This is a genomic window from Ornithinibacillus xuwenensis, from assembly GCF_039614845.1.
Lineage (GTDB): Bacteria > Bacillota > Bacilli > Bacillales > Amphibacillaceae > Ornithinibacillus > Ornithinibacillus xuwenensis.
On the sequence record NZ_JBDIML010000003.1, the window covers coordinates 203985 to 225629 of the forward strand.

Here is a 21645-nt window from a genome sequence, read left to right on the forward strand (position 1 = left end):
TCAGAAAGGAAAGTCGATATGTTTTGGAAATTTACACGCTTTGAAATGGATTTATTATTAAGAAACCGAAAAAGTTGGTTCATTGCGGTATTCCTATTGTTCTTCTTCATTTTATTTTTCATGTACTATAGCCAAGAGGAACCGATACCTTTAACAGATCAGAAAAGAACCGAAACGAATACGTCCTATGCAGTGTTTGAGCACCTTGATTTATTGCGTCACGATATTCCTGAAGTTGCAGAAGTATACAATTATCACACACAAATCCAGTCATTATTAGGGATGCAGCTTTGGTTTATTGGTAATGGGAATGATAGTGAGCAGTATATAGAGAATGGGCTGGAGATAAATCAATTACGTCTTAAAGTACATGAACTAGGGAATGCTGGAATTCCTGATCACTTAATTGTTCCAAAGGAAGAAATACTAAAAGAGGATGCATTACTACATTATATTCAAGACCATGATTTACCAATTGAGTCGGACTCCTTTGCTACGAACCATTATTTTACCAATGTACTTACCATGTTGTCGGGATTATTATTTCTTGTCATTGTATTAATTAGCGGAAATGAAATGCTACTATATGAAAAAAGTCATCAATCTGTCATGAGAGGATTTCCTTTATCGTTCATGAGCAAGGTCATCAGTAAAGTGATGATTCAATTTTTCCACATTATAGCCTTTTTACTTGTTGGTTTTGTTATTGGAAGTATCTATGTCACGAAGAAATTTAATGCCGGTGATTTTTCTTTTCCGATCTTAATTTATCAAAATGAAGATTATATCGCTGTTTCAACTGGACAGTATCTACTCTATATGTTCTTAGGACTAGCACTGGCTACTCTTTTATTATTATTTCTATCTATTTTACTTAATATGCTTTTCAAAAATGCATTCGCCAATATATTAATTGGATTAGGTATATTTATTCTTCCTGATATTGCGATGGCAGCAGGATTTAAAGCAACATTTTTACATCCTATTAAATTTATTGATGTTAACAAAGTTCTTTCAGGTGAACTAGCTACAGAATTAGGAAATAGTTCCATTGATTATTGGAATGCGATGGCTTATTTAGGGATTATCACTATTCTCGTATTTGCAACGATTTATGCCATCAATAAATTTAATTATCATAGGGTTCCAAAAGATTTACCGTTAGAAAGAGCTTTTTAATAGATGATAAGATCGGCTTTCATATTATGATTAGAAAAGAGGATTGTCATGTTAAAACTGGAAAATATCTCTGTAAAATATAAAGACAAAGTAGTATTAGACAACCTATCTTTCGAAGCAAACAGCGGGGAAATAATTGGATTAGTTGCCCCAAATGGGACAGGTAAAACTACCTTATTTAACGTAATATCGAACTTTTTAAAACCAAATAAGGGTCGTGTTACGTTTAATGAAAATCTTCAATACAAAACGGAAAGAAAAGAGATTTCCATCCACAAACAACTGGCTACTTTCCCAGACCAGGGTGATTTATTTGAAGAATTGACTGGCGTTGATCATATGAAGCTTTATGCTAATATGTGGAAAGGCTCAACGAAGCATGTTAAAGACATATATGAGCAATTACAAATGGAAAGTTACGTAAAAAAGAAGGTAAAAACGTATTCGTTAGGTATGAGACAAAGACTATGCTTTGCCATGATTGCAGCAGCTGACACACCAATCATGCTTATGGATGAAGTAATGAACGGGTTGGATATAGCCAATGTATCTCTTATTTCTAAACATCTAATGAAGATGAAGCAAGATGGAAAGCTCATTTTCGTAGCTTCTCATTTACTAGCGAATCTGGACTTATACGCAGATCGTGTTCTATATTTAAAAGCTGGTGATATTGTTCACCAACAATCCTTAAATGAATCAACGGAAGAATATATAAAACTCGAGTTAACGCTGGAACAATATGAAAAAATGAAATATACACTGCCAGACGATCACCTCTATATTGCCGAACGATTATGCTGTATCCCAATTGCTAATATGGATATGGAAACACAAAAGGAATGGGTTGAAAGACTATCTGATTACAAAGAAAAGGAACTAACGATTGGACCACTGGGAACACCAGAATACTATGAAAAATATTTCCATGAAAAATGATAGCAATTGGCTAGGAGGCATACAAAATGAAACGAATGATAGGACTTGTTTTTGTCACTAGTTTATCCGTGTTAATCGGCTGTCAAGAACAACCTTCGGAAAAGGTATTACATTATCAAGCGAACAATGAAATCATCGGCATAGAAAAAGAGGAAATAATTGGCGATATTAGCGATACCATTTACGATTCTATTGACCGTAGTAATTTGGAAGCAAAAGAAGTGTTCATTCACCCTATCGAAGGCAAGGGTGAGGACATTGTTCTTCCTGAAGGACGATACGTGATTGGTATTGGTGAAGTACTCGACGGTCTTCCCCAGTCAGGTAGAATTCTCGTCTATGATGACGAAGGGCAGCTTCTACTTAATGAATTAGTTGATAGCGCTTATGGTGTTAATAGTGTAACCCTTGATTTAAATGGCGTACATAAAGTTCATATTGATGGATTAGATCAAGCCTTGATTGTTCCTGCCTCTACACAAATTTCAAATGAACTAACAGCAGGGATATGGGAAGTTGGGAAGGATATTGAAGCAGGAAAGTATTCGGTGATTGCCGCATCCGAATTTGCATTTGGAGATTTACAGGTTTTTGAAGAGGGAGAATCGCCTAAACTTTATGAAATACTCAATAGTTCTACAGATTCCAAGATTGAAATTGAATTAAAGAAAGGACAAAAATTAAAGATTTCTGGATTATCCTATTTAAAATTTGAACCCGAAGCATCGTAATTTGTTAGTGGTGAGTACTAAGCATATTAGTATTCACCTTTATTTTATAGAGATGTTCAGACCACAGGTCTTTGAACTTGTTCTATACAATACTAGTTAGATGCTCTGTCAATGGCAAAATTAATGCCTCAATTAGATTTCATTACATACGTTATATTATGGCAGCGCCAAAAGCTAAATGATAGTTAAACATTAACGATAAGCGCACCGAATCAAGTGAATCGATGCGCTTTTCATTTTATAATTTATTGTAGTCTTCATCGGCAACTGGTTCCAACCATTCCGGCGTACCTGCAGTGATTGCAATATGTTCAAACCAGCTGTCTTTTGTAGCACCATGCCAGTGTTTAACACCATCATAAGTTACGACAACATCACCAGCTTCTAAAAATTGAGCAGGCTTTCCTTCTTCTTGATACCACCCTTCGCCACCAGTTATCAATAACAGCTGATAACCATCACGGTGAATATGCCAGTTATTTCTGCATCCTGGTTCAAAGGTCACATTTCCAACATTCACATTCACTTTTGGATCAAAAATCAGTGGTTTAAGATAACTTTGCCCTACAAAAAATTGAGAAAATGCTTCATTTTTTTCACCTACAGGAAAAATAACACCATTCTTTACATCTTCATGCTTCGCCATTTCTAATTCCTCCAATTATTTTTGTATTATTTATTGTCCTGAAATAATGAACGTAACTAAGTATAAATTAATTAGAATTATAAGCTGTTCAGTGTATAAGGGGATTGTTCAAGTAACTTTATTTATTATTAATTTTCAGGTATAACTTCATTAACACAACTTAATGCATTCAACGTTCTCGGAAAACCCATATATGGAATGCAATGGGTAATTGCAGTTATTAATGTTTCCTTGTTATTACCAACATTCATATTTCCCTGTACATGCGCCTTTACTTGTACTTCACTACCTCCTAAGCAACTTATTATGCAAAATGTAAGCAACTCCCGCGTTTTCAAATCAAGTCCACCACGGGTGTAGAAGTCACCAAAACAAAAAGCAGACAGATACTCCTGTATATGCTTTTGATTTGATGGAACACTTTCTTGCATTTTTTCAATAATGTCACCAAAAATTTCTTTTTGTACTGCCAGTCCCTTATCATAACGATTATCTTCATCAACTTGCTTTTCGCTTTCAATTGGCATTTTAATTTTGTTGGCCCTAAATACCTCATTTACTTGTTCTAGAGCACTTAGCGTTTTAGGAAACCCGATGTAAGGAGCACACTGGTAAATTGCCTCTTGGATTTCTAAAGCTGTCAATCCAACGTTTAGTGCACCTTGAACATGTGCAGGAAGCTGTGACAAAGTCTGGTTAGTGGTAAGCACTACCAATGTGATAAGCTCACGCTGTTTATCATCAAGATCACCTTGATAAAATACCTCGCCAAAAATAAAACGACTTAAGGATTCCTGAAAATTTGGATCGGTAATATATGTGGCTGGTATTACTTCACCAAATAGATGGTTAAGTTTTTCCTTACTCTTTTCAATACGATTCATGACAATCCTCCATATTAAACGACTACATTCATCCGAATATTTAAAAGACAGTAAACTTGAATACAATAACATAATTAAATAAAATTTATAGTACAGTCCACATTATATCCGTAGACATAACTCTAAATCATTAGTAGCTATTTTTTAAAATGTACAACTTGACCTATACTACTTAGGACTATTGATTCGTAAATCAAATGAACCTCAACTGCTTTTTAGCCATTTAGTTTCCCTGGTTACTCACTAAGAGACTTTCTAATTTAACATTTAACTAAAGCATCTAGGATAAATAGTAAAAAGAGCAGAATAGATAGTTCTGCTCTATCAATATTTTGAGGATAATTGACCTTTTATTCGTATTCGTTTTTGTAACTGACTATTTCAGCTTACCACCAAATACAGGCATTACACTTGCCTCACCATAATCTTTAATGCGTTCCAGATTTCTCAAGAACTCCATGTCAGCTTCAGAAATAATGAAATCTACTTCTGCATTATTTTTCATATGCTCTGGATTTGCAGTTTTAGGTAGAGGAAGAAGACCCAGCTGTATATCATATCTAATACTTAATTGAGGTACTGAAACACCGTATTTTTCTGCGATATCTACAACTTGTTGATTCTTCAATAATTCTCCATGGGCAATCGGTGAATAAGCCTCTACTAGAATGCCTAGTTTCTGGGAATATTGTATTAATTCTAGCGGTGTATTGCTTATATGCGCTAAAATTTGATTTACCATTGGTTTAACTGTACAAGTACTAAGAATATTATCTAGGTCTTCTTTTTGAAAATTAGATAGACCAATAGCACGAAGTTTCCCGGCTTGGTAAGCTTCCTCAAGAGCTCTCCACGCTTCACGATTTCCTTCGAAGAACCGGTCTTCTTCACCAAATTCCATCCATGGTTGTGGACTGTGAATTAACATCATATCAATATAATCAAGTCCCATAGTTTCAAGTGATTGATCAATTGCTGTAATAGCTTCTTCATATGTCTTTACTTCTGCAGCAAGTTTTGTAGTAATAAACAATTCCTCTCTGTTTACACCACAAGCTCTAATTCCGTCTCCAACACCACTTTCATTGGCATATGCCTGTGCTGTATCAATGTGACGATAACCGATTTTCACAGCATCTACCACAGCTTGTGCCATATCTTCATTTTCAATCATCCACGTTCCTAGACCTAATTTAGGAATCTCAATTCCATTAGGTAAATTATATTTTTCTTGTAAAATCATATAAAACCTCTCCTTATATTCTATATTGGTAAGCTGCCCTTACATATTCCAAATAAATGAATCTATTACATTTACCTAAATACGTAATAAACAAAGTATATTACTTAGAGTTCACTTTAGGTCAACACTCTTTTTAAAAATTATAGAAAAATAAATTCTTCAATAATGACTTAAATACAATTGCCAAACTCCCCTGAAGGAATAAGTTCATAGTAACTTGTATATAAAAATGTCACATCCCCGGAGTAAAAACGGACTTATATCTTAATATTTCAGCTGTAAATATTATGAGATTAATCTATAGACAATTCAGAGTTAATACAAGGAAAATATCATGTTAAATTCTTTTGAAAGTGTACATATAAAAAGTTACATTGAATTGTTTTTCTATTTCTCTAAAGGCTTACCTCTTGCATTAAAGCCTACTCTAAGTAATAGACTTTATTTTGTGAGAAAAAGTTCTTAAAGGAGTGACTAAATGAATAAATATGAACAACTTGACTAAAAGAAACAGTATACGTACCTATTAACTATTTATTTTAATCATATACTCAGTAAATTATAGGGGGATTAATAATGTCAAAATGGTCAAAAGAAGAGCTTGGTAAAATCAAAGCAGCGGATGATCTTCATATATCACCTTTTCGTGAGGACGGGATTACAAACGGCACACCGACCTGGATTTGGTCTGTAGTAGTTGAAGATGACCTCTATGTACGGGCATACAACGGGCAAAGTTCTAGCTGGTATAATGCAGCTTTACAACAGAAAGCGGGTCGTATTACGATTGCAGGATTAACAAAGGAAGTCGCTTTTGAACCTGCTAACGATTCAATAAACGAGACTATTGACAATGCCTATCGCAAAAAATATCATAATAGTCCATATCTTAGTCCAATGATTAGCGAACGTTCTCGTTCTGCTACAATAAAGTTGATGCCAAGAGGTTAAACAGAATAAAAATTTACAATCGGACATTGTCATAAAAATTAGTTTTTCTATGAATAGTACCTAATGAGAAAAACAAGATTTCACCTTAGTATTAGGTAGAATCTTGTTTTTCTGCTATTGAGCTCATATATTAATAGGATGTTAAACATAATGAAAAAATATTATTGTTCAATCTCAATTTTTTTTATTACCTTCGCAGGTACGCCTCCAACAATAACATTGGGAGGTACATTCTTGTTTACAACTGCACCAGCAGCAATAATAGCCCCTTCACCAAGGGTAACTCCTGGTAAGACCGTGGCATTTGCGCCAATCCATACATTATCACCAATTCTTATTGGTGCAGGATGCATGGTGCTACGCTTTTTAGGATTAATATCGTGATTAAGGGTAGCCAATACTACATTGTGCCCAATGAAAACACCATTACCAATGGTAATGCCTCCCTGATCTTGAAATCGGCATCCTGAGTTGATAAAAACATTCTTACCCACACTAATGTTTTTTCCACAATCCGTGTAAAAAGGAGGAAATATGGCAAATGTACTATCTACCGGTTTGCCAATTATACGGGAAAATAATTCAATAATTCTTTCTGGAGTATGATAGTGGCCGTTCATTTCAGCGGTTAATTTTAAAGCTTCTTGAGAGACTTTGTGCATCTTTTGGTGTATCTCAGAACCACCCTCAACTGTTTCACCACGATTTAAATGCGCTAAAAAATCTTGGATATCCATTTAGATCCTCCTCATAAGTAAGAATTTCTGAGCAAACTAACACATTCATCAGCAGTTGCTTTTAAAAAGATTTGTCTTTCATTATTTATAACTTATCTCTATTTTTCTTTATGTGGACAAATTTTTCATATAGATTGGCCGCCTTATTTTTCTCAATACTACTCTGATAAAAATCAATCTTAGTATTTAATAACTCCAAATTTTTTTTATAGTTTTCCAACTGATTCATTACTTTTCCTCGGTGACTAATGAGAATCTCAAGCAGTCCCTCAGTACCTTCTTCTCCTGATTTCCATAACTGAGTATAACTTTTCAGATCATCTAATGACATTCCTGTTCCTTTCATATGTAAGATGAATTCTGCCCATAATTTATTGTCTTCAGAGTAGTGCCGAATATTATTCTTATCTCGCTCAGGTACCACCAGACCTTCTTTTTCGTAATATCTTAATGTATGCTCACTTATTCCTATTAGTTTTGAGAGCTCTCCAATGCGATACGCCATCTTTACACCTCCATATAGTGAATTCGAATTAATTAGTATGTACTTTAGTTATTTTTTCCTTACATTTAATATTGACAAATTAATATCAAAACCCCTCAAATTGTTGTGGTTATTTTACTCCTTAAAGTTAACTCTAAGTCAATCAAAATAGTGTTACAATTTTTGTGTGGTATCTTTTTAACGAAGACACAAGTGAAATTTTCACAACATTTATTACTATGACATTAAATATTCCAATTACAAATATGTTTTTACAGATAAAAATTTTCTCACACTAACAATATACGCCTTCGGTGGTAGTGCTGATGAAACTGTTCCACGGATGAATTCTTTTTCTATACCTAGCTTTTGGGGTTGATTTACGTTTTAGCAATGGAAAATGCCAACGAAATTTATAGGATTACGTTGGCATTTTTGTATTGTTTAAGATTTGATAGTTAATCCACCTTACTTGTCTTAACCTTCTGGTTAGCTACCAAATAACTACAAGTCGTCAACACAAGAATAGCTGGAATCCCTTGCCACCAAACCCTTCCATTTTGAAACAAGATAATCTCTTTAGGAAGTAAATATTGAAATGGGTTAACCCAAGTGAACGGTGTCCATGAAACCATCGCAGACAGCCCATAACCAACAAGCAGTGCTAATAAGACAGCAAAGAGTGTAGCTAATGTATGTTTAAAAAACAAGCTAAACAATAAACAAAGAGCAATAATCATAAATACACTTAATGATACTGCAATAATGGCAAACATCATATACTCTGCTATTGTTAAAAATTCTATCGTATCATTCACTTCTATAACAATAGGATAGTTAAATGTTCCTTGATATCCAAATACATATCCAATTATGAAGGTTACCGCAAATAGAAATACGGTTGTCATCATATAAGCAATAATCGAACTCCAAAACTTGCTTGCTAGAATATGAGTCCGTTTTAATGGCTGAGTAAACAATAAATTAATAGAACGATTTTCAAACTCGGATGACATTATTTCTCCCAGTACTAATAAAACAATAATAAGCGCACCTAACGTTATAAACAAATCTATCACTTGTTTTATAAAATTCGGAAAGGCTCTACTGTAAGTTTCATGTTCAGGTGGGATAGTTGACTCGAGCAGTTTTTTATTTAATGCTAAAGAATGGGAGATTTCTTGAAAGGTTAACGAGTGTTCCCCCCCTTTTTCTTTATACTCCTTACCAGTTGAGTAGTACACATTCTGAAGTCTCAATCTTTGTTGAAATTGATTTGGTTCTAGTACATTCCTCGCTTCATACAGATTATTGATCATAGCACTATTTAACCGTCTGAGTTCCTGTTCCTCTTCATTCTCTGGATCTTCCTCAAGGATAGACTGGTGCATCTTTGCATTAGCAAAATTGATCTCTAATAACTCATCAACCCGCTCGCTGGCCTCTTTTTCAATAGACGATTCAAATATAAAATTTCGGGCCATCAAAAAAGCGACACCAATAACAATCCCAATTAAGATATATAAGAATTTTTTACTAAACAGTATCTTTTTTAACTCAAATGACAACAGTCTCATGAGGATAACTCCTCTTCAAACAATTCACGATACCGTTTTTCAGCTCCCACTTTTTGAACTTCAATATCTGTAATCATAATACTATTGTCATTTAAACAGTCAATGAAACACTGCAATTCCGTATCCGTTTCTTCAAATCCCAATTGGTATTGATCAGTTATGGAATAGGAAATATCCTTATCATTCAATACTTTCTTAGCTTTTTCTATATCATTCACCGTAATGAGGTACTTTTTCTTTGCAATATCTTGGAGTGATTCTTTTAATAGAGCACCATCTTTCATAAAATAGATCGTATTGGTTAGGCGATCAATCTCATCTAAATTATGTGAGGAAACAATGATGGTCGTTCCATCTTTATATAATTCAAGTAGAATCTTACGCATATTAAGCGCACTTGTTGGATCTAATCCATTTAATGGTTCATCCATTAATAAAAGCTTCGGCTCATTAATAATAACCATTGCCAGTAAAAGATGTTGCTTCATGCCAAGAGAATAATTACGTACTCTCTTTCTCAAATACGTTTCCATTCCAACCCGCGTTGCAACCTCTTTAATCTTAGAAACGGCTATTTTTTGCACACTACAAACAAATTTCAGATGGTCATAACCAGTTAGATTTCCATAAAGAATACGGTTATCCTGTAAATAAGATACATCATAGAAAAGATTAGCATCCGTATGTTTTTTTCCCAATACCTTAACATCTCCTTCTTGAAAGGAAAGTAGATTGGTCATACAGTTTAATAAAGTTGTTTTTCCAGAACCATTTGGGCCTACTAACGCTATTATTTCTGGACTGTCAACTTTTATATTAATTCCTTTTAGTACCAGTTGCTTTTTATAACGTTTCTTTAAATTATTTACTTCTACAATCATGTCATCACTCCCAAATACTAATTACCAGTTTTAGTTTGCATAATAGAGACAACATACGTTACAACGAAGAGAATTAAACTAGCAATACTTAACGAAATCAATCCATTCGAATAACGAAGATTAAAATTATCTAAGGTTAATGCTAGCTCATTTGTTAACACGTCAGTAACAGAGAAATATTGAAATGGAATATAGTGTGCAATACTGGAAGTTGCTAATTCCTCACTTATTGTATACCCGATAAATACGGTAACCACAGTTAACCCTATTGCCACCAGTACACGTTTGGTCAAAATGGAAAATAGGAATAAAATAGAATAACAGAATAATAGGATTAACATGAACATACCAATTGCCTTGACTAATAATACACCTATGCTCATGAGGGTGAATGTTCTATCTTCTCCATAAATTACTACGGGATATTGCCAGTCTCCTAGTCGATCAAAAAGGCTTCCCATTATAACCGAAAAGACAACTGCACACATTAAGATCATTATACTAACTAAAATTGCAGTAATAAATTTACTAGCTATGATTTTATTCCGACCAATTGGCTGTGTTTGTAGTAAATGAATTGGTCCATTTCGTCCTAAGCCTTCCTTTGTAACGATATCTCCAAATAGGAAAAGAAAGAAAACGGCACCTATTAAACTAAATAACAGATTAAAAAGTCGAAAGAGATAATGAAAACTTGTAGAGGAATATTTATTACTATTATCTGCTAAAAATTCCATAATAGTTTCCGCTTCTGCTGTACTAGTACTACTAACTTCTCTATCGTATAGTGTCATATAAGCAAAGAATCGATCCAAAGGCAATAAAGGGATAACACCCTTATCTTGCATCCACTTATTCATTCCCACATAGGTTTCTAATGTAAATAAAGTAGGGTGGCTATAGGTATGCGTTTGGTTTTCGTATCGCATTTGGCCAATAACTGGCTCGGTATCTTCAATTTCAATTTGTAGGAGAGCATCCCAATTTTCTTTCTCTAATAATTCTACTTTTGTTTGCCTTTCTTCTAACCAATTCTCATTAAACTCAATAGACTCTTCTAATTCCCTGACATCTGATTCATCTGCGAATTCTAAAGCATTTCTATCCTCTTCAATAGCCTGTTCCGTTATTTGTATATCATCCTTTAATGGTTTTATGACATCCTCAACACGCGTTGTGTTGACATAAACAAATACATAATATCCAATAATGAATACGAGCAATGCCACCAAAAGTATTCGAAAGAAGGTGGTATTCCACACCTTCTTTATTTCAAATAAAATTAGCTTTAACAAAGAAACACCCCCTGCTTCATAGAATTACTGAACATTAATACCAAAAACATAATAAGCCTGCCCTACTACTTCACCCTCCCATTGCAGTTTCATAGCGTAATAATATCTTCCTTTTTCCATTGGGGCGGTTATTCTTCTATTAGTGACTTCCACTTCTTTCTCCTCATCTAGTCTAATTTGAGTTAATTCAATATAATCGGGGAAATATATATGATCCGATTCGGGTATTTCAGAAGTTGAAATAGCAAATTCAAATACCTCACCTGGTTCTACCTTTAAAGGTGGAGATCCATACAATTGCTCCTCTGGAGGATTCGGTTCCAACGAACAGAGGCTTACCTCTTTCCAACACCAAACATCAAGTACAACAACAGTTGAATCTTCATCAGTCCACACTTGAACATCAGGAGGTTTAGCCACATTTCCGCTTTCTTCCTTTTCAGATTCACTTTCCTTACTAATAGGTGACTCTTGAACTTCTTCTTTCAATCCTATTAATGCTGGATTTTCCGCACATCCGACCAAAGTAACTCCTATTAGCATTAAGAAAAAAAGGAAACATTTTTTCACATTAAACACCCCTAAATTATCCGGTAATTAATTATTTTCTGAACCTTTTAACAAATAGTAACATAACTTTAATATATTTGAAATAATGTTATGTGCTATATAATCGCGTTTTATAGAGAAAGCACTTTATTAATAAAGAATATTAACGACAGGAAAGCACGAAAAATGACCAATCTATATTCTTCAAAATCACTTAGGTAACGATAGATGCATGCAATTCACAAAAATGATTACGTTTAAGGACGATAAAAAGAAGAGCCTGAATCTCTTGATAAAACAAGGATTCAGACTCATCAACATTGTATGATTCCGATTGGGCTCGAACCAACGACCTCCACCCTGTCAAGGTGGCGCTCTCCCAGCTGAGCTACGGAATCGTATAAATTTAGGTTGTGAAATAATTATATGGAATCTAGTAATTACTGTCAATACGTTTTACTTCCGTAAATGGGAGTGTTGTTAAATCAGCGCCTTTATTCATATATCAGCGAATTTTCTATTATATCAGCTTAAATATATTTATATCAGCGAATGTTTCATTTTATCAGCGTATCTACCTATATATCAGCGTATTCAAAATTTCGTCCTCCGCTCACCTGCCCGAAAATCATTCGATACTCGAAATAAATCCTTGGATAAAAACCTGTTTATCATTTATAATAAGATGATATTAAATTCACTAATTTTAAAAGACTAATAATTTTGACAACGGGGGTTTACTCTTGTGAGAACTGTTTTTTCCTTTTTAAAGCCTTATAAATTATCTGCATTTGTTGCCTTATGCCTCATGCTCGTAGAATTGGCTGTCGAGCTACTCCTTCCCTTCTTTCTTGGAAAAATGATTGATGATGGTGTGTTAAATAGCGACATGAATAACATCATTATGTGGGGAAGTATTATGATTGGCTTGGCGTTACTTTCTTTTATCTCTGGGGTTACAAACTCCTTCTACGCTTCCCATGTCAGTTGGGGGTTTGCACATGATATTCGCGAAAGATTATTCCGTAAAATACAAGAATTCTCCTTTGCAAATTTAAATCGATATCCTACCTCTCGTCTCATGACATTGTTCACAAACGATGTTCGACAAATTCAAAATACTATCTTTATGTCACTACGAATCATGGTTAAAGCACCATTGATTTGCATTGGTGGTGTCGTGATGGCATTTATCGTAAATCCTAGGCTTGCGGTTATTTTTCTAATTACCGTACCACTTTTAGTTGGATTTTTACTTTGGGTATTGAAAAAAGCTAGTAAAATGTTCGATCGCGTTCAAAAGAGCATCGATTATGTCAATCGAGTGATGCAGGAAAATCTTGCTGGAATGCGTTTAATTAAAGCATTTTTCAGACGGAATCATGAAGAAAAACGTTTTACAAATGCAAATATAAACTTACGTGACAATACAAGAAAAACTTTCCGTTTTATAGAAGCATCGATGCCTGTTCTATTATTTGTAATGAATTTAAGTATTATTGCAATTCTATGGATAGGAAACACCCAATCCATTGCAGGAACAACTGAGGTTGGGGACGTCGTCGCAATTGTTAACTATGCAATGCGTGTTGCAATGGCTATTTCCATGTTTTCTTTCATTATTATGGCATTCTCGCGTACAAAAGCATCTGCTGAACGTATTAGCGAAGTACTAGTAGAGGAAATTGATCTACTTGATTCAGACGATGCTGTGATTAAGCAAACTGTTAAGAATGGAAAAATTGAATTTCAGAATGTTTCATTCCAATACCCAACATCTGATGGCCCAGTATTGTACAACATTTCCTTTACGGTTAATCCAGGAGAAAAACTGGCAATTATTGGTGCAACTGGTTCTGGAAAATCTTCGTTATTCCAGCTAATTCCAAGACTATACGATGTTACAAATGGGGAAATATTCATTGATGACAAACCAATCTCTTCCTATAAATTAGAGACGCTGCGTAAAAGCATCGGCTATGTTCCTCAGAGTCCATTACTATTCAGTGGTCCAATTATTGAGAACATTTCGTGGGGAAAAGACAATGCGACACAGGAAGAAATTTTAAAAGCAGCACGTGATGCCCAAATCCATGAAACGATTATGGATTTGCCTGAACAATATCAAACCCAAATCGGTCAAAAAGGAGTTAATTTATCTGGTGGACAAAAACAACGTATTTCTATTGCCAGAGCATTAATCCGAAAACCAAAAATCTTAATGCTAGATGATAGTACAAGTGCATTGGATTTAGCGACTGAGGCACGACTACTTCAAGCAATTCAAGAGGACCTTAATACCATGCTTATCATTACTCAGAAGGTTTCTACAGCAATGAATGCAGACAAAATCTTATTACTCGATAATGGTATAATCCTAAACATTGGTACACATGATGAATTACTACAACAGTCTGAGCTTTATCAATTGATTGTTGAATCTCAATTTGGAAAGGAGTACCCAAATGTCCATTAAATCGCTAAAAGATCCTTTTCAATATGAAAAAATACCGATTGAGAAGATTCCGGATGCAGTGAAGGAAAAAAGAGCTAAGAATACGTTTGGAACAATAAAAAGAATTTGGTCTTACTTAGCACGTGAGAAGGCAAGATTGTGGCTAGTGATATTAGCTGTTATTGTAAGCTCTGCTATGAGCCTTCTAGGACCATTCATGGTTGGGATGGCAGTTGATGACTTTATTGTTACGAAAGAGGCTTCTGGCTTAGGCTTACTAGTAATTGGTTTAGTAGTTGTTTATTTGTTCCATTCCTTATCCATATTTTTACAAAGCTTCTGGATGATTGGTATTGCCCAAAATACAGTCTATGATTTACGTTCCGATTTGTTTCAGCAATTCCATCGTTTACCAATTGCCTATTTTGATAAACGGCAGCATGGGGAATTGATGAGTCGTATTACAAATGACATTGATAATATTAATAACACCTTAAACCAATCCGTCATTCAGGTGTTCTCAAGTGTTCTTACACTTGTTGGTACTGTTGGCGTTATGATTTATCTAAGCCCAATATTAACCCTTGTTACGATGTCGATTATTCCAGTCATGTTTTATGCGACACGTTGGATTACCAAGCGTACAGGTCCATTATATAAGCTACAACAAAAACGATTAGGTGAACTTAATGGTTATGTCGAAGAAACGATCTCTGGTCAACATGTGGTAAAAACCTTCTCCCAAGAGGATCGAGTTATTGGTGAGTTCGAGGTTAAGAATAAAGATTTAAACCATTCCGGCTTTTGGGCATTAACGCTTGCAGGATTTATTCCAAAGGTGATGAACATGCTAAACTTCCTAAGCTTCGGTATGATTGCATTGGTTGGTGGTCTTTTAGCTGTTAACACAGAGCTTGTAACAGTTGGGATTATTGTTATTTTTACAGAGTATGCACGACAATTTACTCGACCATTAAATGAACTGTCCAACCAATTTAATTTACTATTATCCGCTGTTGCAGGTGCTGAGCGTGTCTTTAATGTAATCGATGAAACACAAGAAGAGCTTGATGAAGAACATGCACAAGAACTTCCAGAAACGAAGGGCCATGTTAAATTTGAAAATGTATCATTCGGATATGAAAAAGAAGCAATTCTTGATCACATCAGTTTTGAAGCCAAGCCTGGTCAATCAGTTGCTTTTGTCGGTCATACTGGTGCTGGAAAAACAACTATTATCAATCTAATTTCTCGTTTTTATAATTATGATAGTGGGAAAATAACACTAGATGGGATTGATTTAAAGGATATTAAGCGTTCTAGTCTACGTTCACACATGGCTTTTGTACTTCAGGATTCATTCCTGTTCCGTGATACAATTCGTGAAAATATTCGCTATGGTAGGCTACATGCAACCGATGAAGAAGTCATCGAGGCAGCTAAACAAGCCAATGCACATGATTTTATTTCACAACTTCCTGAAGGATATGATACCATACTAGACCAAGATGGTAGTGGTATAAGTCAGGGGCAGAAGCAATTACTCACGATTGCACGTGCATTTATTGCGGAGCCATCAATCCTTATACTTGATGAAGCAACAAGTAATATTGATACCATTACAGAGGTAAAAATCCAACAAGCACTAAAAGAGCTCATGAAAGGTAGAACAAGCTTTATCATTGCACATCGCTTAAATACAATTCAAGAGGCAGATCAAATCGTTATGCTTGAGCATGGACATATTTTAGAAAAAGGTAGTCATGAGGAATTATTAAGTTTAAAGGGAAATTACTATAATCTTTACAAAGGTCAGCTTCGTGAAGTGGTTGGTAGTTAGCGTTACAAGGAATCCATTTCATGATACACTATGACTATGTAATGTTGTTTATGAGGTGAATGAAATGGGCCGAAAAGGTAAAATGCTCGAAAGACAAATAGAAAGTGATTATTTAAATGAAGTGATGACACTTAAGATTTATCAACCAGAATCCTTCTCACCATTGTATAAATATCATATTTGTATCATGCAGGACGGTAATGATTATTATCAGCTTGGAAGGATTGCAACCTTTAGCGACCAGCTTCATGATGATGCAGAGATTGAGAATACAGTATTCGTAGGAATTCACTATAAAGATCGCCAGGACCGACTGAAAAAATACCACCCTTCAGGAGAGCAATATGAAGCATACACAAAATTTTTAGTGCGGGAGGTTGTACCATTACTGGACGACTTCCTCCCTACCTATCACATGGGTGGTACACGTGCCCTAATGGGTGATTCGCTTGCGGGGACACTTGCATTAACAATTGCAATTAGATATCCAAACACGTTTGGCAAAGTCATCATGCAGTCTCCATTAGTAGATGATGTCGTGCTTGATTTGGTTAAGCAAGCAGAGAATTTACACGGCTTAGATATTTATCACACCATTGGTACAGCCGAAACAAATGTTGAAACTACACTAAATCCAGATGTTGATTTCCTCACACCTAACAGAAGGCTTAAGGATCTTATTGAGCAAAAGGGTACAACCTATTACTATAAAGAGATTCCTGAAGGTATTCACACTTGGAAGTATTGGCAAAAGGATATGGTTCAAGCGCTGAAAGCGATCTTTCATAATTAATAATTTCAATTTTTTATCAGAATAGGTATAAAAACACTTTTAAAGTAAACCAATTTGTTATAAATTAAGAGAAACTATCTCGATATAACGATTAATAGGAGGTTAAAACATGAAATACGGTATTGCTATATTCCCTTCAAAGAAAATTCAAGATGAAGCCAATTCTTATCGTAAGCGCTATGACCCACATTATCCATTAATACCACCACATATAACATTAAAAGAAGCATTTGAAGCTGATGACTCTACAATCGATGAGCTTGTTCCTGAATTAAAGCGAGTTGCCAATGAAATGGAGCCGTTTAACATTCGGATTAACAAAGTAAGCTCTTTTGTACCGGTTACTAATACGATTTACCTGAAGGTAGAGCCTGAAGAAAATCTTGATAAACTTTACGAAAAGCTTCACTCTGGTAAGTTTCCACAGAATAAAAATTTTAATTTTGTGCCGCATATTACTATAGGACAAAAGCTATTGGATGATGAGTACTCCGACATTTTTGGTAGAATGAAAATGAGAAGCTTTAAATTCGAAGAAAAAGTTGATAGATTCCAACTACTTTACCAACTAGAAAATGGCTCTTGGACGGTGTATGAGTCTTTTGTATTTGGAAAGGAACTTCTATGAAAATAAAGATTGCTGAGACAAACCACGAAAAAGATCAAGCATTTCAGGTTCGTACCGAGGTATTTGTTATGGAACAAGGTGTGCCTCCTGAAGAGGAACTAGACGAATATGATGAGACTGCGATCCACTTTTTAGGAATAGAGAACAATAAGCCGATTGCCGCTAGCCGCTTACGGTTTGTAGATGTTTACGGTAAATTGGAACGAATTTGTGTGTTACATGATTTTCGTGGAAAGTCCTATGGGAAAGAAATCATCCTGGCAATGGAAGAAGTTATTAAAGAAAACGGTTATCAAAAAGCTAAATTAAATGCGCAAACACATGCGGAGGAGTTTTATAAAAAGCTCGGGTATGAAACAGTTTCTGATGAATTCATGGATGCTGGAATACCCCATGTGACAATGATTAAGAAACAACTTTAAGAAGAAACAGTTCGTAATGATACGAACTGTTTTTTTATTACATTTACTGGTCCCTATTTCTACGCATGACTTCATGGAAAAAGGAAAAGCTAATACTTGAAAGGGGGACACATAACGTTGATATCATATACACAAATGCTAGCAGATACGTTGTTTGGTTTCTTTGCTTTATATATCTTAACAAAGGTACTCGGAAAAACGCAGATTTCACAGCTGACAGCTTTTGACTTTATTTCAGCTATTATTTTAGGTGAATTAGTTGGGAATGCACTGTTTGATGACAATGCAGGCGTGCTACAAATAGCCTACGTCCTTTTTTTATGGGGAGCTTTACTGTATATAACAGAAATTATTACACAAAAATTCAAGGGAACACGCGCTCTGTTAGAAGGCAGTCCAGAAATCGTTATTAGAAATGGAAAAATGATTCGTGATGTGATGAAGAAAAACAAGCTGGATGTTAATCAGTTACAACATTTATTACGATCAAAGGATGTATTTTCTGTTCGTGAGGTTGAATATGCTATTCTCGAAACAAATGGGGAGATATCTGTGCTTAGGAAGTCAGACTATCAAAATCCTACACGGAAAGATATGAAACTCTCTCCTATGGAAGTTAACCTATCTACAATGGTGATAAATGATGGTGAAATTATTTATGATAATCTAGAGGAGAAGAATCTTACAGAAGAATGGTTGATGGAACAGTTGAAAGAACAAGGCTTTGATAAAGTAGAAGAAGTTTTCTATGCAGAGTATTTAAAGGATGAAGAACTACTTATCCTCCCTTTCGTGAATCGTGGAAAGCCAAAACATTAATGCATAATACAACACCGCTTTTAGCGGATTTTTTTCTGTGCAGAACTATAGATAACGTAAGTTAAACCTCTATTTCTCTTACAATTTCAGTAGACAGCTTACTTCATTATCGCTTGCGGATTGTAATCTATCGAGATACCAAAAATGTCCTATTGAAACAACCGGATACTCAAAATCATGTGATGCTATTAATTTCCCCCCGGTTCGTCTCAAAATCGCGTAACAAAAAATTGTTCGGAAAACCACTTGGACATTACGAAGAATTGTTAAGATTCCACTAATAACAAACGAAAAGAACTGTCAGATAGAACCTGACAGTCCTCTTAGACTCTTTCATTTACATATTGTCCTAAACCAGTTAGTTCCGTATAGATTTCATCTGTATACCCTAACGGAGTTTCCATTTCTTCTGACTTATGTGGTACATTCGATACTTGTTGATTACGAAGCTCTTCTTCTTGGCGTAGCTCTTCATAATTCGATTCAAGTATTGCTCGGTAAGTCCTTTCTACCGATGGAACGGTCCTCTTTCTTGTGACCATCCTTTTTTGATAATCTGCATATTCATGCTGTTGAATTGGCAATATGTATCCCATATATCTACCTCCTCAACTTTGGTATTATATTATTCGTTACTTTCCTTTAGTTTATGACGGTTTAGAAAAAATATCTATCCATCTAGCTTCTTTTCCAGCTCTTTTATCCATTTTTCAATCTCATTCATCGACTTTAGATAACGATTATTCCATTCATCCATATCTTTTTCAAATTGCCCCATCTTTTTTTCGGGATGTTGAAACCACTTCTCATTTTTTTCGAGATGCTTTTGAATAATACCGAGATTCTTTAATAATTTTTTGGTATCCATATAGAACGACGCCTCCTTCTCAAAGAAATGGCAAATGACTTAGCTTTTAGCAAGTCTTTTTTTAGCGTTTACTTATAAGTGCAAAAAAAATGCAGCTATAAAAGCTGCTATGGGTATGGAAAATGGTACGGATTGTTGGTATTTATATCCAGGAGAACGGTCCTCGGTCGTTGTCATCACGATCATCATGATGTTCACGGCTCTCTGACTCTCTATTGGCTGATTCTACTTGATCATCCACATTACGTCTGAATCCTCCAAAAAACGGATCACGTCGTTTAGCCGGCTCGATAAAGACATTATCTGCTTGAATCACAAGGTCTTTAACGCGAATTACTCTTTTATTTTCAGACATTCAATGTCACTCCTTCGTGATAGTTTGCTCGATATTAGTCTATGTAAGTGAAATCATAAGGTATGGTCAAATGTCCTTATTGGCAACTTTTTTTTGGATTATTTACTCATTCTGATTCTAATTTTAAATATCCTACAGTCGCCCACACCATATGGGATATCACACATATTCTATTAGGGACAATAAGTCAATAAGCATTAGAAAGGAGAAATGTTTCATGGGTTGTGGCCATGGTAGAGTAGAAGGTGCAGCAACAGATAACTGCGTATGTGAGATCCTTCGTGATATTGTTGATGCTCAAAACGATGTTATCGAAAATTGTTGTGATAGTAGCTGCGAACAATCAATTAATGATTTGTTAGGTGAAACTGATCCCGGCAATGGTTTGGATACAGTTCCTGTAATCTTATATTGTGCAGGTGATTGTAAACCATTTAAAGGATTTGGTGCAAAACGTGGAAATGGTCTTGGTACAATTGGAGACTTAAAAGCAAGCTTCATCTTCCGTGTTAAATCAGTAACAGATGACTGCTGTGCAGTATTAGAATTATTGCTTGATCCAAATGACCCTTGCGATTGCGACCACTTAAAAGATCCTTGTGATCAAGACACCGACAATCTAGAAAACACTGGAATTTGTATCACTGTCGACTTAGATTGCTTCTGCCACGTTACTTGCTTGCCAGCAATTAGTGTCTTTGATTAATAATAGTAAAAAACACCCTGGAAAGAGTTATATCCTCTTTCCAGGGTGTTTCTATTTAAAATCCTAATAAGCGAATCTCCGTAATATCCTCTAATTTAATTGTCGTATTCGAAGATCTTCTTCCGACTTGCATATATACCGTGTCTTCCTTAAAATCCCTTATAATGCCTCGATGGGACTTTTCTGCAGTTTTTACTTCACATCGCATTTTTGGTAAGTGATTAGGAGTATTAACAAAATACGCTATCTTCTCTGTTAAGGACATGTCCTTAAATTTTTTTCGTTCATTATTATTTTCTTCTTCTGACTGCGCGTAACTATCCTCATTCTTATCGCTATTTAGCCTATTGGTAGTGCTATGTTTTTTTTCAACTTTTTGTGGTTCCTTAAGATTTGGAACAACCTGACTAAAGGCACCTAAATTGGATGATCTTTTTTTAACTTTTTTTTGCGGCGTTTTTTCATCTGTTTGTGGTGTATGATTAAGGGATTTTTTGGGAGTCGTGTAGAAATTTTGCATCGGTGCACTAGGTTTATTGATGGTCGGTTGGTTAATATACATTAAAGGTTCATTAGCAAACTTACTACGCTCTGACATGATATACTTTCTCCTTTCTATTCCATTCGTCAACTCATTATATGAACCTAAGAATTAATTTGTGT

25 protein-coding genes and 1 tRNA gene are annotated in these 21645 nt (G+C 35.0%); 11 read left to right on the forward strand and 15 right to left on the reverse strand.

Annotation, left to right across the window (positions count from 1 at the left end; genetic code table 11):
- Positions 1-18 precede the first annotated feature (18 nt).
- From ABC228_RS10390 to ABC228_RS10400, 3 genes are read left to right on the forward strand one after another with little or no spacing between them, the layout of a single operon-like run.
- A complete protein-coding gene (locus tag ABC228_RS10390) occupies positions 19-1179 on the forward strand; it encodes a hypothetical protein (RefSeq protein WP_345825067.1) in 1161 nt (386 codons plus the stop codon).
- A gap of 48 nt (positions 1180-1227) precedes the next feature.
- Positions 1228-2118 (forward strand): ATP-binding cassette domain-containing protein, encoded by an 891-nt coding sequence (locus ABC228_RS10395; protein WP_345825068.1) that lies wholly within the window; start codon positions 1228-1230, stop codon positions 2116-2118.
- Positions 2119-2144: 26 nt separating this feature from the next.
- On the forward strand, positions 2145-2849 hold the full coding sequence (locus ABC228_RS10400; protein WP_345825069.1) for a hypothetical protein: 705 nt from the start codon (positions 2145-2147) through the stop codon (positions 2847-2849).
- 238 nt (positions 2850-3087) lie between these two features.
- On the opposite strand, the gene ABC228_RS10405 is transcribed toward ABC228_RS10400, so the two are convergent.
- From ABC228_RS10405 to ABC228_RS10415, 3 genes are all read right to left on the reverse strand, one after another.
- Positions 3088-3495, reverse strand: a complete 408-nt coding sequence (locus ABC228_RS10405) for a cupin domain-containing protein (protein ID WP_345825070.1) — start codon at positions 3493-3495, stop codon at positions 3088-3090.
- Positions 3496-3623: 128 nt separating this feature from the next.
- Positions 3624-4379: a carboxymuconolactone decarboxylase family protein gene (locus tag ABC228_RS10410; RefSeq protein WP_345825071.1), complete on the reverse strand. Its 756-nt coding sequence runs from the start codon at positions 4377-4379 to the stop codon at positions 3624-3626.
- A gap of 376 nt (positions 4380-4755) precedes the next feature.
- Positions 4756-5622, reverse strand: coding sequence for an aldo/keto reductase (locus ABC228_RS10415; protein WP_345825072.1), 867 nt, complete (start codon positions 5620-5622; stop codon positions 4756-4758).
- Between the two features lie 576 nt (positions 5623-6198).
- On the opposite strand from ABC228_RS10415, the gene ABC228_RS10420 reads away from it, so the two are divergent.
- On the forward strand, positions 6199-6573 hold the full coding sequence (locus ABC228_RS10420) for a DUF2255 family protein (protein WP_345825073.1): 375 nt from the start codon (positions 6199-6201) through the stop codon (positions 6571-6573).
- A 161-nt stretch (positions 6574-6734) separates the two neighbouring features.
- Here the strand turns inward: ABC228_RS10420 and ABC228_RS10425 are convergent, their stop codons facing one another.
- The 8 genes from ABC228_RS10425 to ABC228_RS10460 form a co-directional block, all read right to left on the reverse strand.
- Entirely contained in the window at positions 6735-7310 is a 576-nt protein-coding gene (locus tag ABC228_RS10425) for a sugar O-acetyltransferase (RefSeq protein ID WP_345825074.1), read from the reverse strand.
- 85 nt (positions 7311-7395) lie between these two features.
- Positions 7396-7815, reverse strand: a complete 420-nt coding sequence (locus tag ABC228_RS10430) for a MerR family transcriptional regulator (protein WP_345825075.1) — start codon at positions 7813-7815, stop codon at positions 7396-7398.
- 437 nt (positions 7816-8252) lie between these two features.
- Positions 8253-9371 carry an ABC transporter permease gene (locus tag ABC228_RS10435; protein ID WP_345825076.1) on the reverse strand — a complete coding sequence of 373 codons (1119 nt, stop codon included), beginning with the start codon at positions 9369-9371 and terminating at the stop codon, positions 8253-8255.
- On the reverse strand, positions 9368-10252 hold the full coding sequence (locus tag ABC228_RS10440) for an ABC transporter ATP-binding protein (RefSeq protein ID WP_345825077.1): 885 nt from the start codon (positions 10250-10252) through the stop codon (positions 9368-9370). Before ABC228_RS10440 ends, ABC228_RS10435 begins: the two co-directional genes overlap by 4 nt.
- A gap of 17 nt (positions 10253-10269) precedes the next feature.
- Positions 10270-11547: an ABC transporter permease gene (locus tag ABC228_RS10445; RefSeq protein WP_345825078.1), complete on the reverse strand. Its 1278-nt coding sequence runs from the start codon at positions 11545-11547 to the stop codon at positions 10270-10272.
- A gap of 24 nt (positions 11548-11571) precedes the next feature.
- On the reverse strand, positions 11572-12117 hold the full coding sequence (locus ABC228_RS10450) for a hypothetical protein (protein WP_345825079.1): 546 nt from the start codon (positions 12115-12117) through the stop codon (positions 11572-11574).
- Between the two features lie 193 nt (positions 12118-12310).
- Positions 12311-12445 (reverse strand): hypothetical protein, encoded by a 135-nt coding sequence (locus ABC228_RS10455; RefSeq protein ID WP_345825080.1) that lies wholly within the window; start codon positions 12443-12445, stop codon positions 12311-12313.
- Positions 12422-12494: transfer RNA gene (locus ABC228_RS10460), tRNA-Val, on the reverse strand. Before ABC228_RS10460 ends, ABC228_RS10455 begins: the two co-directional genes overlap by 24 nt.
- Before the next feature lie 347 nt (positions 12495-12841).
- On the opposite strand from ABC228_RS10460, the gene ABC228_RS10465 reads away from it, so the two are divergent.
- The 6 genes from ABC228_RS10465 (at position 12842) to ABC228_RS10490 (ending at position 19053) form a co-directional block, all read left to right on the forward strand.
- Complete coding sequence (locus tag ABC228_RS10465; protein WP_345825081.1) at positions 12842-14572, forward strand: ABC transporter ATP-binding protein; 1731 nt, start codon at positions 12842-12844, stop codon at positions 14570-14572.
- Positions 14562-16391 carry an ABC transporter ATP-binding protein gene (locus tag ABC228_RS10470; protein ID WP_345825082.1) on the forward strand — a complete coding sequence of 610 codons (1830 nt, stop codon included), beginning with the start codon at positions 14562-14564 and terminating at the stop codon, positions 16389-16391. Before ABC228_RS10465 ends, ABC228_RS10470 begins: the two co-directional genes overlap by 11 nt.
- A gap of 64 nt (positions 16392-16455) precedes the next feature.
- Positions 16456-17184: an alpha/beta hydrolase gene (locus tag ABC228_RS10475; protein WP_345825083.1), complete on the forward strand. Its 729-nt coding sequence runs from the start codon at positions 16456-16458 to the stop codon at positions 17182-17184.
- A gap of 109 nt (positions 17185-17293) precedes the next feature.
- Positions 17294-17812 carry a YjcG family protein gene (locus ABC228_RS10480; protein WP_345825084.1) on the forward strand — a complete coding sequence of 173 codons (519 nt, stop codon included), beginning with the start codon at positions 17294-17296 and terminating at the stop codon, positions 17810-17812.
- Positions 17809-18234, forward strand: coding sequence for a GNAT family N-acetyltransferase (locus ABC228_RS10485; protein WP_345825085.1), 426 nt, complete (start codon positions 17809-17811; stop codon positions 18232-18234). The genes ABC228_RS10480 and ABC228_RS10485 overlap by 4 nt, the downstream gene beginning before the upstream one ends.
- Positions 18235-18351: 117 nt before the next feature.
- Positions 18352-19053 (forward strand): YetF domain-containing protein, encoded by a 702-nt coding sequence (locus ABC228_RS10490; RefSeq protein WP_427902226.1) that lies wholly within the window; start codon positions 18352-18354, stop codon positions 19051-19053.
- A 323-nt stretch (positions 19054-19376) separates the two neighbouring features.
- Here the strand turns inward: ABC228_RS10490 and ABC228_RS10495 are convergent, their stop codons facing one another.
- The 3 genes from ABC228_RS10495 to ABC228_RS10505 all read right to left on the reverse strand — a co-directional run bounded on the left by ABC228_RS10495 (position 19377) and on the right by ABC228_RS10505 (position 20276).
- Positions 19377-19649, reverse strand: a complete 273-nt coding sequence (locus tag ABC228_RS10495) for a hypothetical protein (protein ID WP_345825086.1) — start codon at positions 19647-19649, stop codon at positions 19377-19379.
- Between the two features lie 74 nt (positions 19650-19723).
- A complete protein-coding gene (locus ABC228_RS10500; RefSeq protein ID WP_345825087.1) occupies positions 19724-19921 on the reverse strand; it encodes a hypothetical protein in 198 nt (65 codons plus the stop codon).
- A 142-nt stretch (positions 19922-20063) separates the two neighbouring features.
- Positions 20064-20276 carry a hypothetical protein gene (locus ABC228_RS10505; protein ID WP_345825088.1) on the reverse strand — a complete coding sequence of 71 codons (213 nt, stop codon included), beginning with the start codon at positions 20274-20276 and terminating at the stop codon, positions 20064-20066.
- Positions 20277-20493: 217 nt separating this feature from the next.
- On the opposite strand from ABC228_RS10505, the gene ABC228_RS10510 reads away from it, so the two are divergent.
- On the forward strand, positions 20494-20982 hold the full coding sequence (locus tag ABC228_RS10510) for a CotY/CotZ family spore coat protein (protein WP_345825089.1): 489 nt from the start codon (positions 20494-20496) through the stop codon (positions 20980-20982).
- A 55-nt stretch (positions 20983-21037) separates the two neighbouring features.
- On the opposite strand, the gene ABC228_RS10515 is transcribed toward ABC228_RS10510, so the two are convergent.
- The gene (locus tag ABC228_RS10515; RefSeq protein WP_345825090.1) at positions 21038-21580 is read right to left on the reverse strand and encodes a CotO family spore coat protein; all 543 of its coding nucleotides are present in this window, start codon (positions 21578-21580) and stop codon (positions 21038-21040) included.
- Positions 21581-21645 lie beyond the last annotated feature (65 nt).

Excerpts from the sequence above, each read along its gene's own strand:
- ABC228_RS10390 (WP_345825067.1), top strand. The coding sequence starts at position 19 with ATGTTTTGGAAATTTACACGCTTTGAAATGGATTTATTATTAAGAAAC.
- ABC228_RS10395 (WP_345825068.1), top strand. The coding sequence starts at position 1,228 with ATGTTAAAACTGGAAAATATCTCTGTAAAATATAAAGACAAAGTAGTA.
- ABC228_RS10400 (WP_345825069.1), top strand. The coding sequence starts at position 2,145 with ATGAAACGAATGATAGGACTTGTTTTTGTCACTAGTTTATCCGTGTTA.
- ABC228_RS10405 (WP_345825070.1), bottom strand. The coding sequence starts at position 3,495 with ATGGCGAAGCATGAAGATGTAAAGAATGGTGTTATTTTTCCTGTAGGT.
- ABC228_RS10410 (WP_345825071.1), bottom strand. The coding sequence starts at position 4,379 with ATGAATCGTATTGAAAAGAGTAAGGAAAAACTTAACCATCTATTTGGT.
- ABC228_RS10415 (WP_345825072.1), bottom strand. The coding sequence starts at position 5,622 with ATGATTTTACAAGAAAAATATAATTTACCTAATGGAATTGAGATTCCT.
- ABC228_RS10420 (WP_345825073.1), top strand. The coding sequence starts at position 6,199 with ATGTCAAAATGGTCAAAAGAAGAGCTTGGTAAAATCAAAGCAGCGGAT.
- ABC228_RS10425 (WP_345825074.1), bottom strand. The coding sequence starts at position 7,310 with ATGGATATCCAAGATTTTTTAGCGCATTTAAATCGTGGTGAAACAGTT.
- ABC228_RS10430 (WP_345825075.1), bottom strand. The coding sequence starts at position 7,815 with ATGGCGTATCGCATTGGAGAGCTCTCAAAACTAATAGGAATAAGTGAG.
- ABC228_RS10435 (WP_345825076.1), bottom strand. The coding sequence starts at position 9,371 with ATGAGACTGTTGTCATTTGAGTTAAAAAAGATACTGTTTAGTAAAAAA.
- ABC228_RS10440 (WP_345825077.1), bottom strand. The coding sequence starts at position 10,252 with ATGATTGTAGAAGTAAATAATTTAAAGAAACGTTATAAAAAGCAACTG.
- ABC228_RS10470 (WP_345825082.1), top strand. The coding sequence starts at position 14,562 with ATGTCCATTAAATCGCTAAAAGATCCTTTTCAATATGAAAAAATACCG.
- ABC228_RS10475 (WP_345825083.1), top strand. The coding sequence starts at position 16,456 with ATGGGCCGAAAAGGTAAAATGCTCGAAAGACAAATAGAAAGTGATTAT.
- ABC228_RS10480 (WP_345825084.1), top strand. The coding sequence starts at position 17,294 with ATGAAATACGGTATTGCTATATTCCCTTCAAAGAAAATTCAAGATGAA.
- ABC228_RS10485 (WP_345825085.1), top strand. The coding sequence starts at position 17,809 with ATGAAAATAAAGATTGCTGAGACAAACCACGAAAAAGATCAAGCATTT.
- ABC228_RS10495 (WP_345825086.1), bottom strand. The coding sequence starts at position 19,649 with ATGGGATACATATTGCCAATTCAACAGCATGAATATGCAGATTATCAA.
- ABC228_RS10500 (WP_345825087.1), bottom strand. The coding sequence starts at position 19,921 with ATGGATACCAAAAAATTATTAAAGAATCTCGGTATTATTCAAAAGCAT.
- ABC228_RS10505 (WP_345825088.1), bottom strand. The coding sequence starts at position 20,276 with ATGTCTGAAAATAAAAGAGTAATTCGCGTTAAAGACCTTGTGATTCAA.
- ABC228_RS10510 (WP_345825089.1), top strand. The coding sequence starts at position 20,494 with ATGGGTTGTGGCCATGGTAGAGTAGAAGGTGCAGCAACAGATAACTGC.
- ABC228_RS10515 (WP_345825090.1), bottom strand. The coding sequence starts at position 21,580 with ATGTCAGAGCGTAGTAAGTTTGCTAATGAACCTTTAATGTATATTAAC.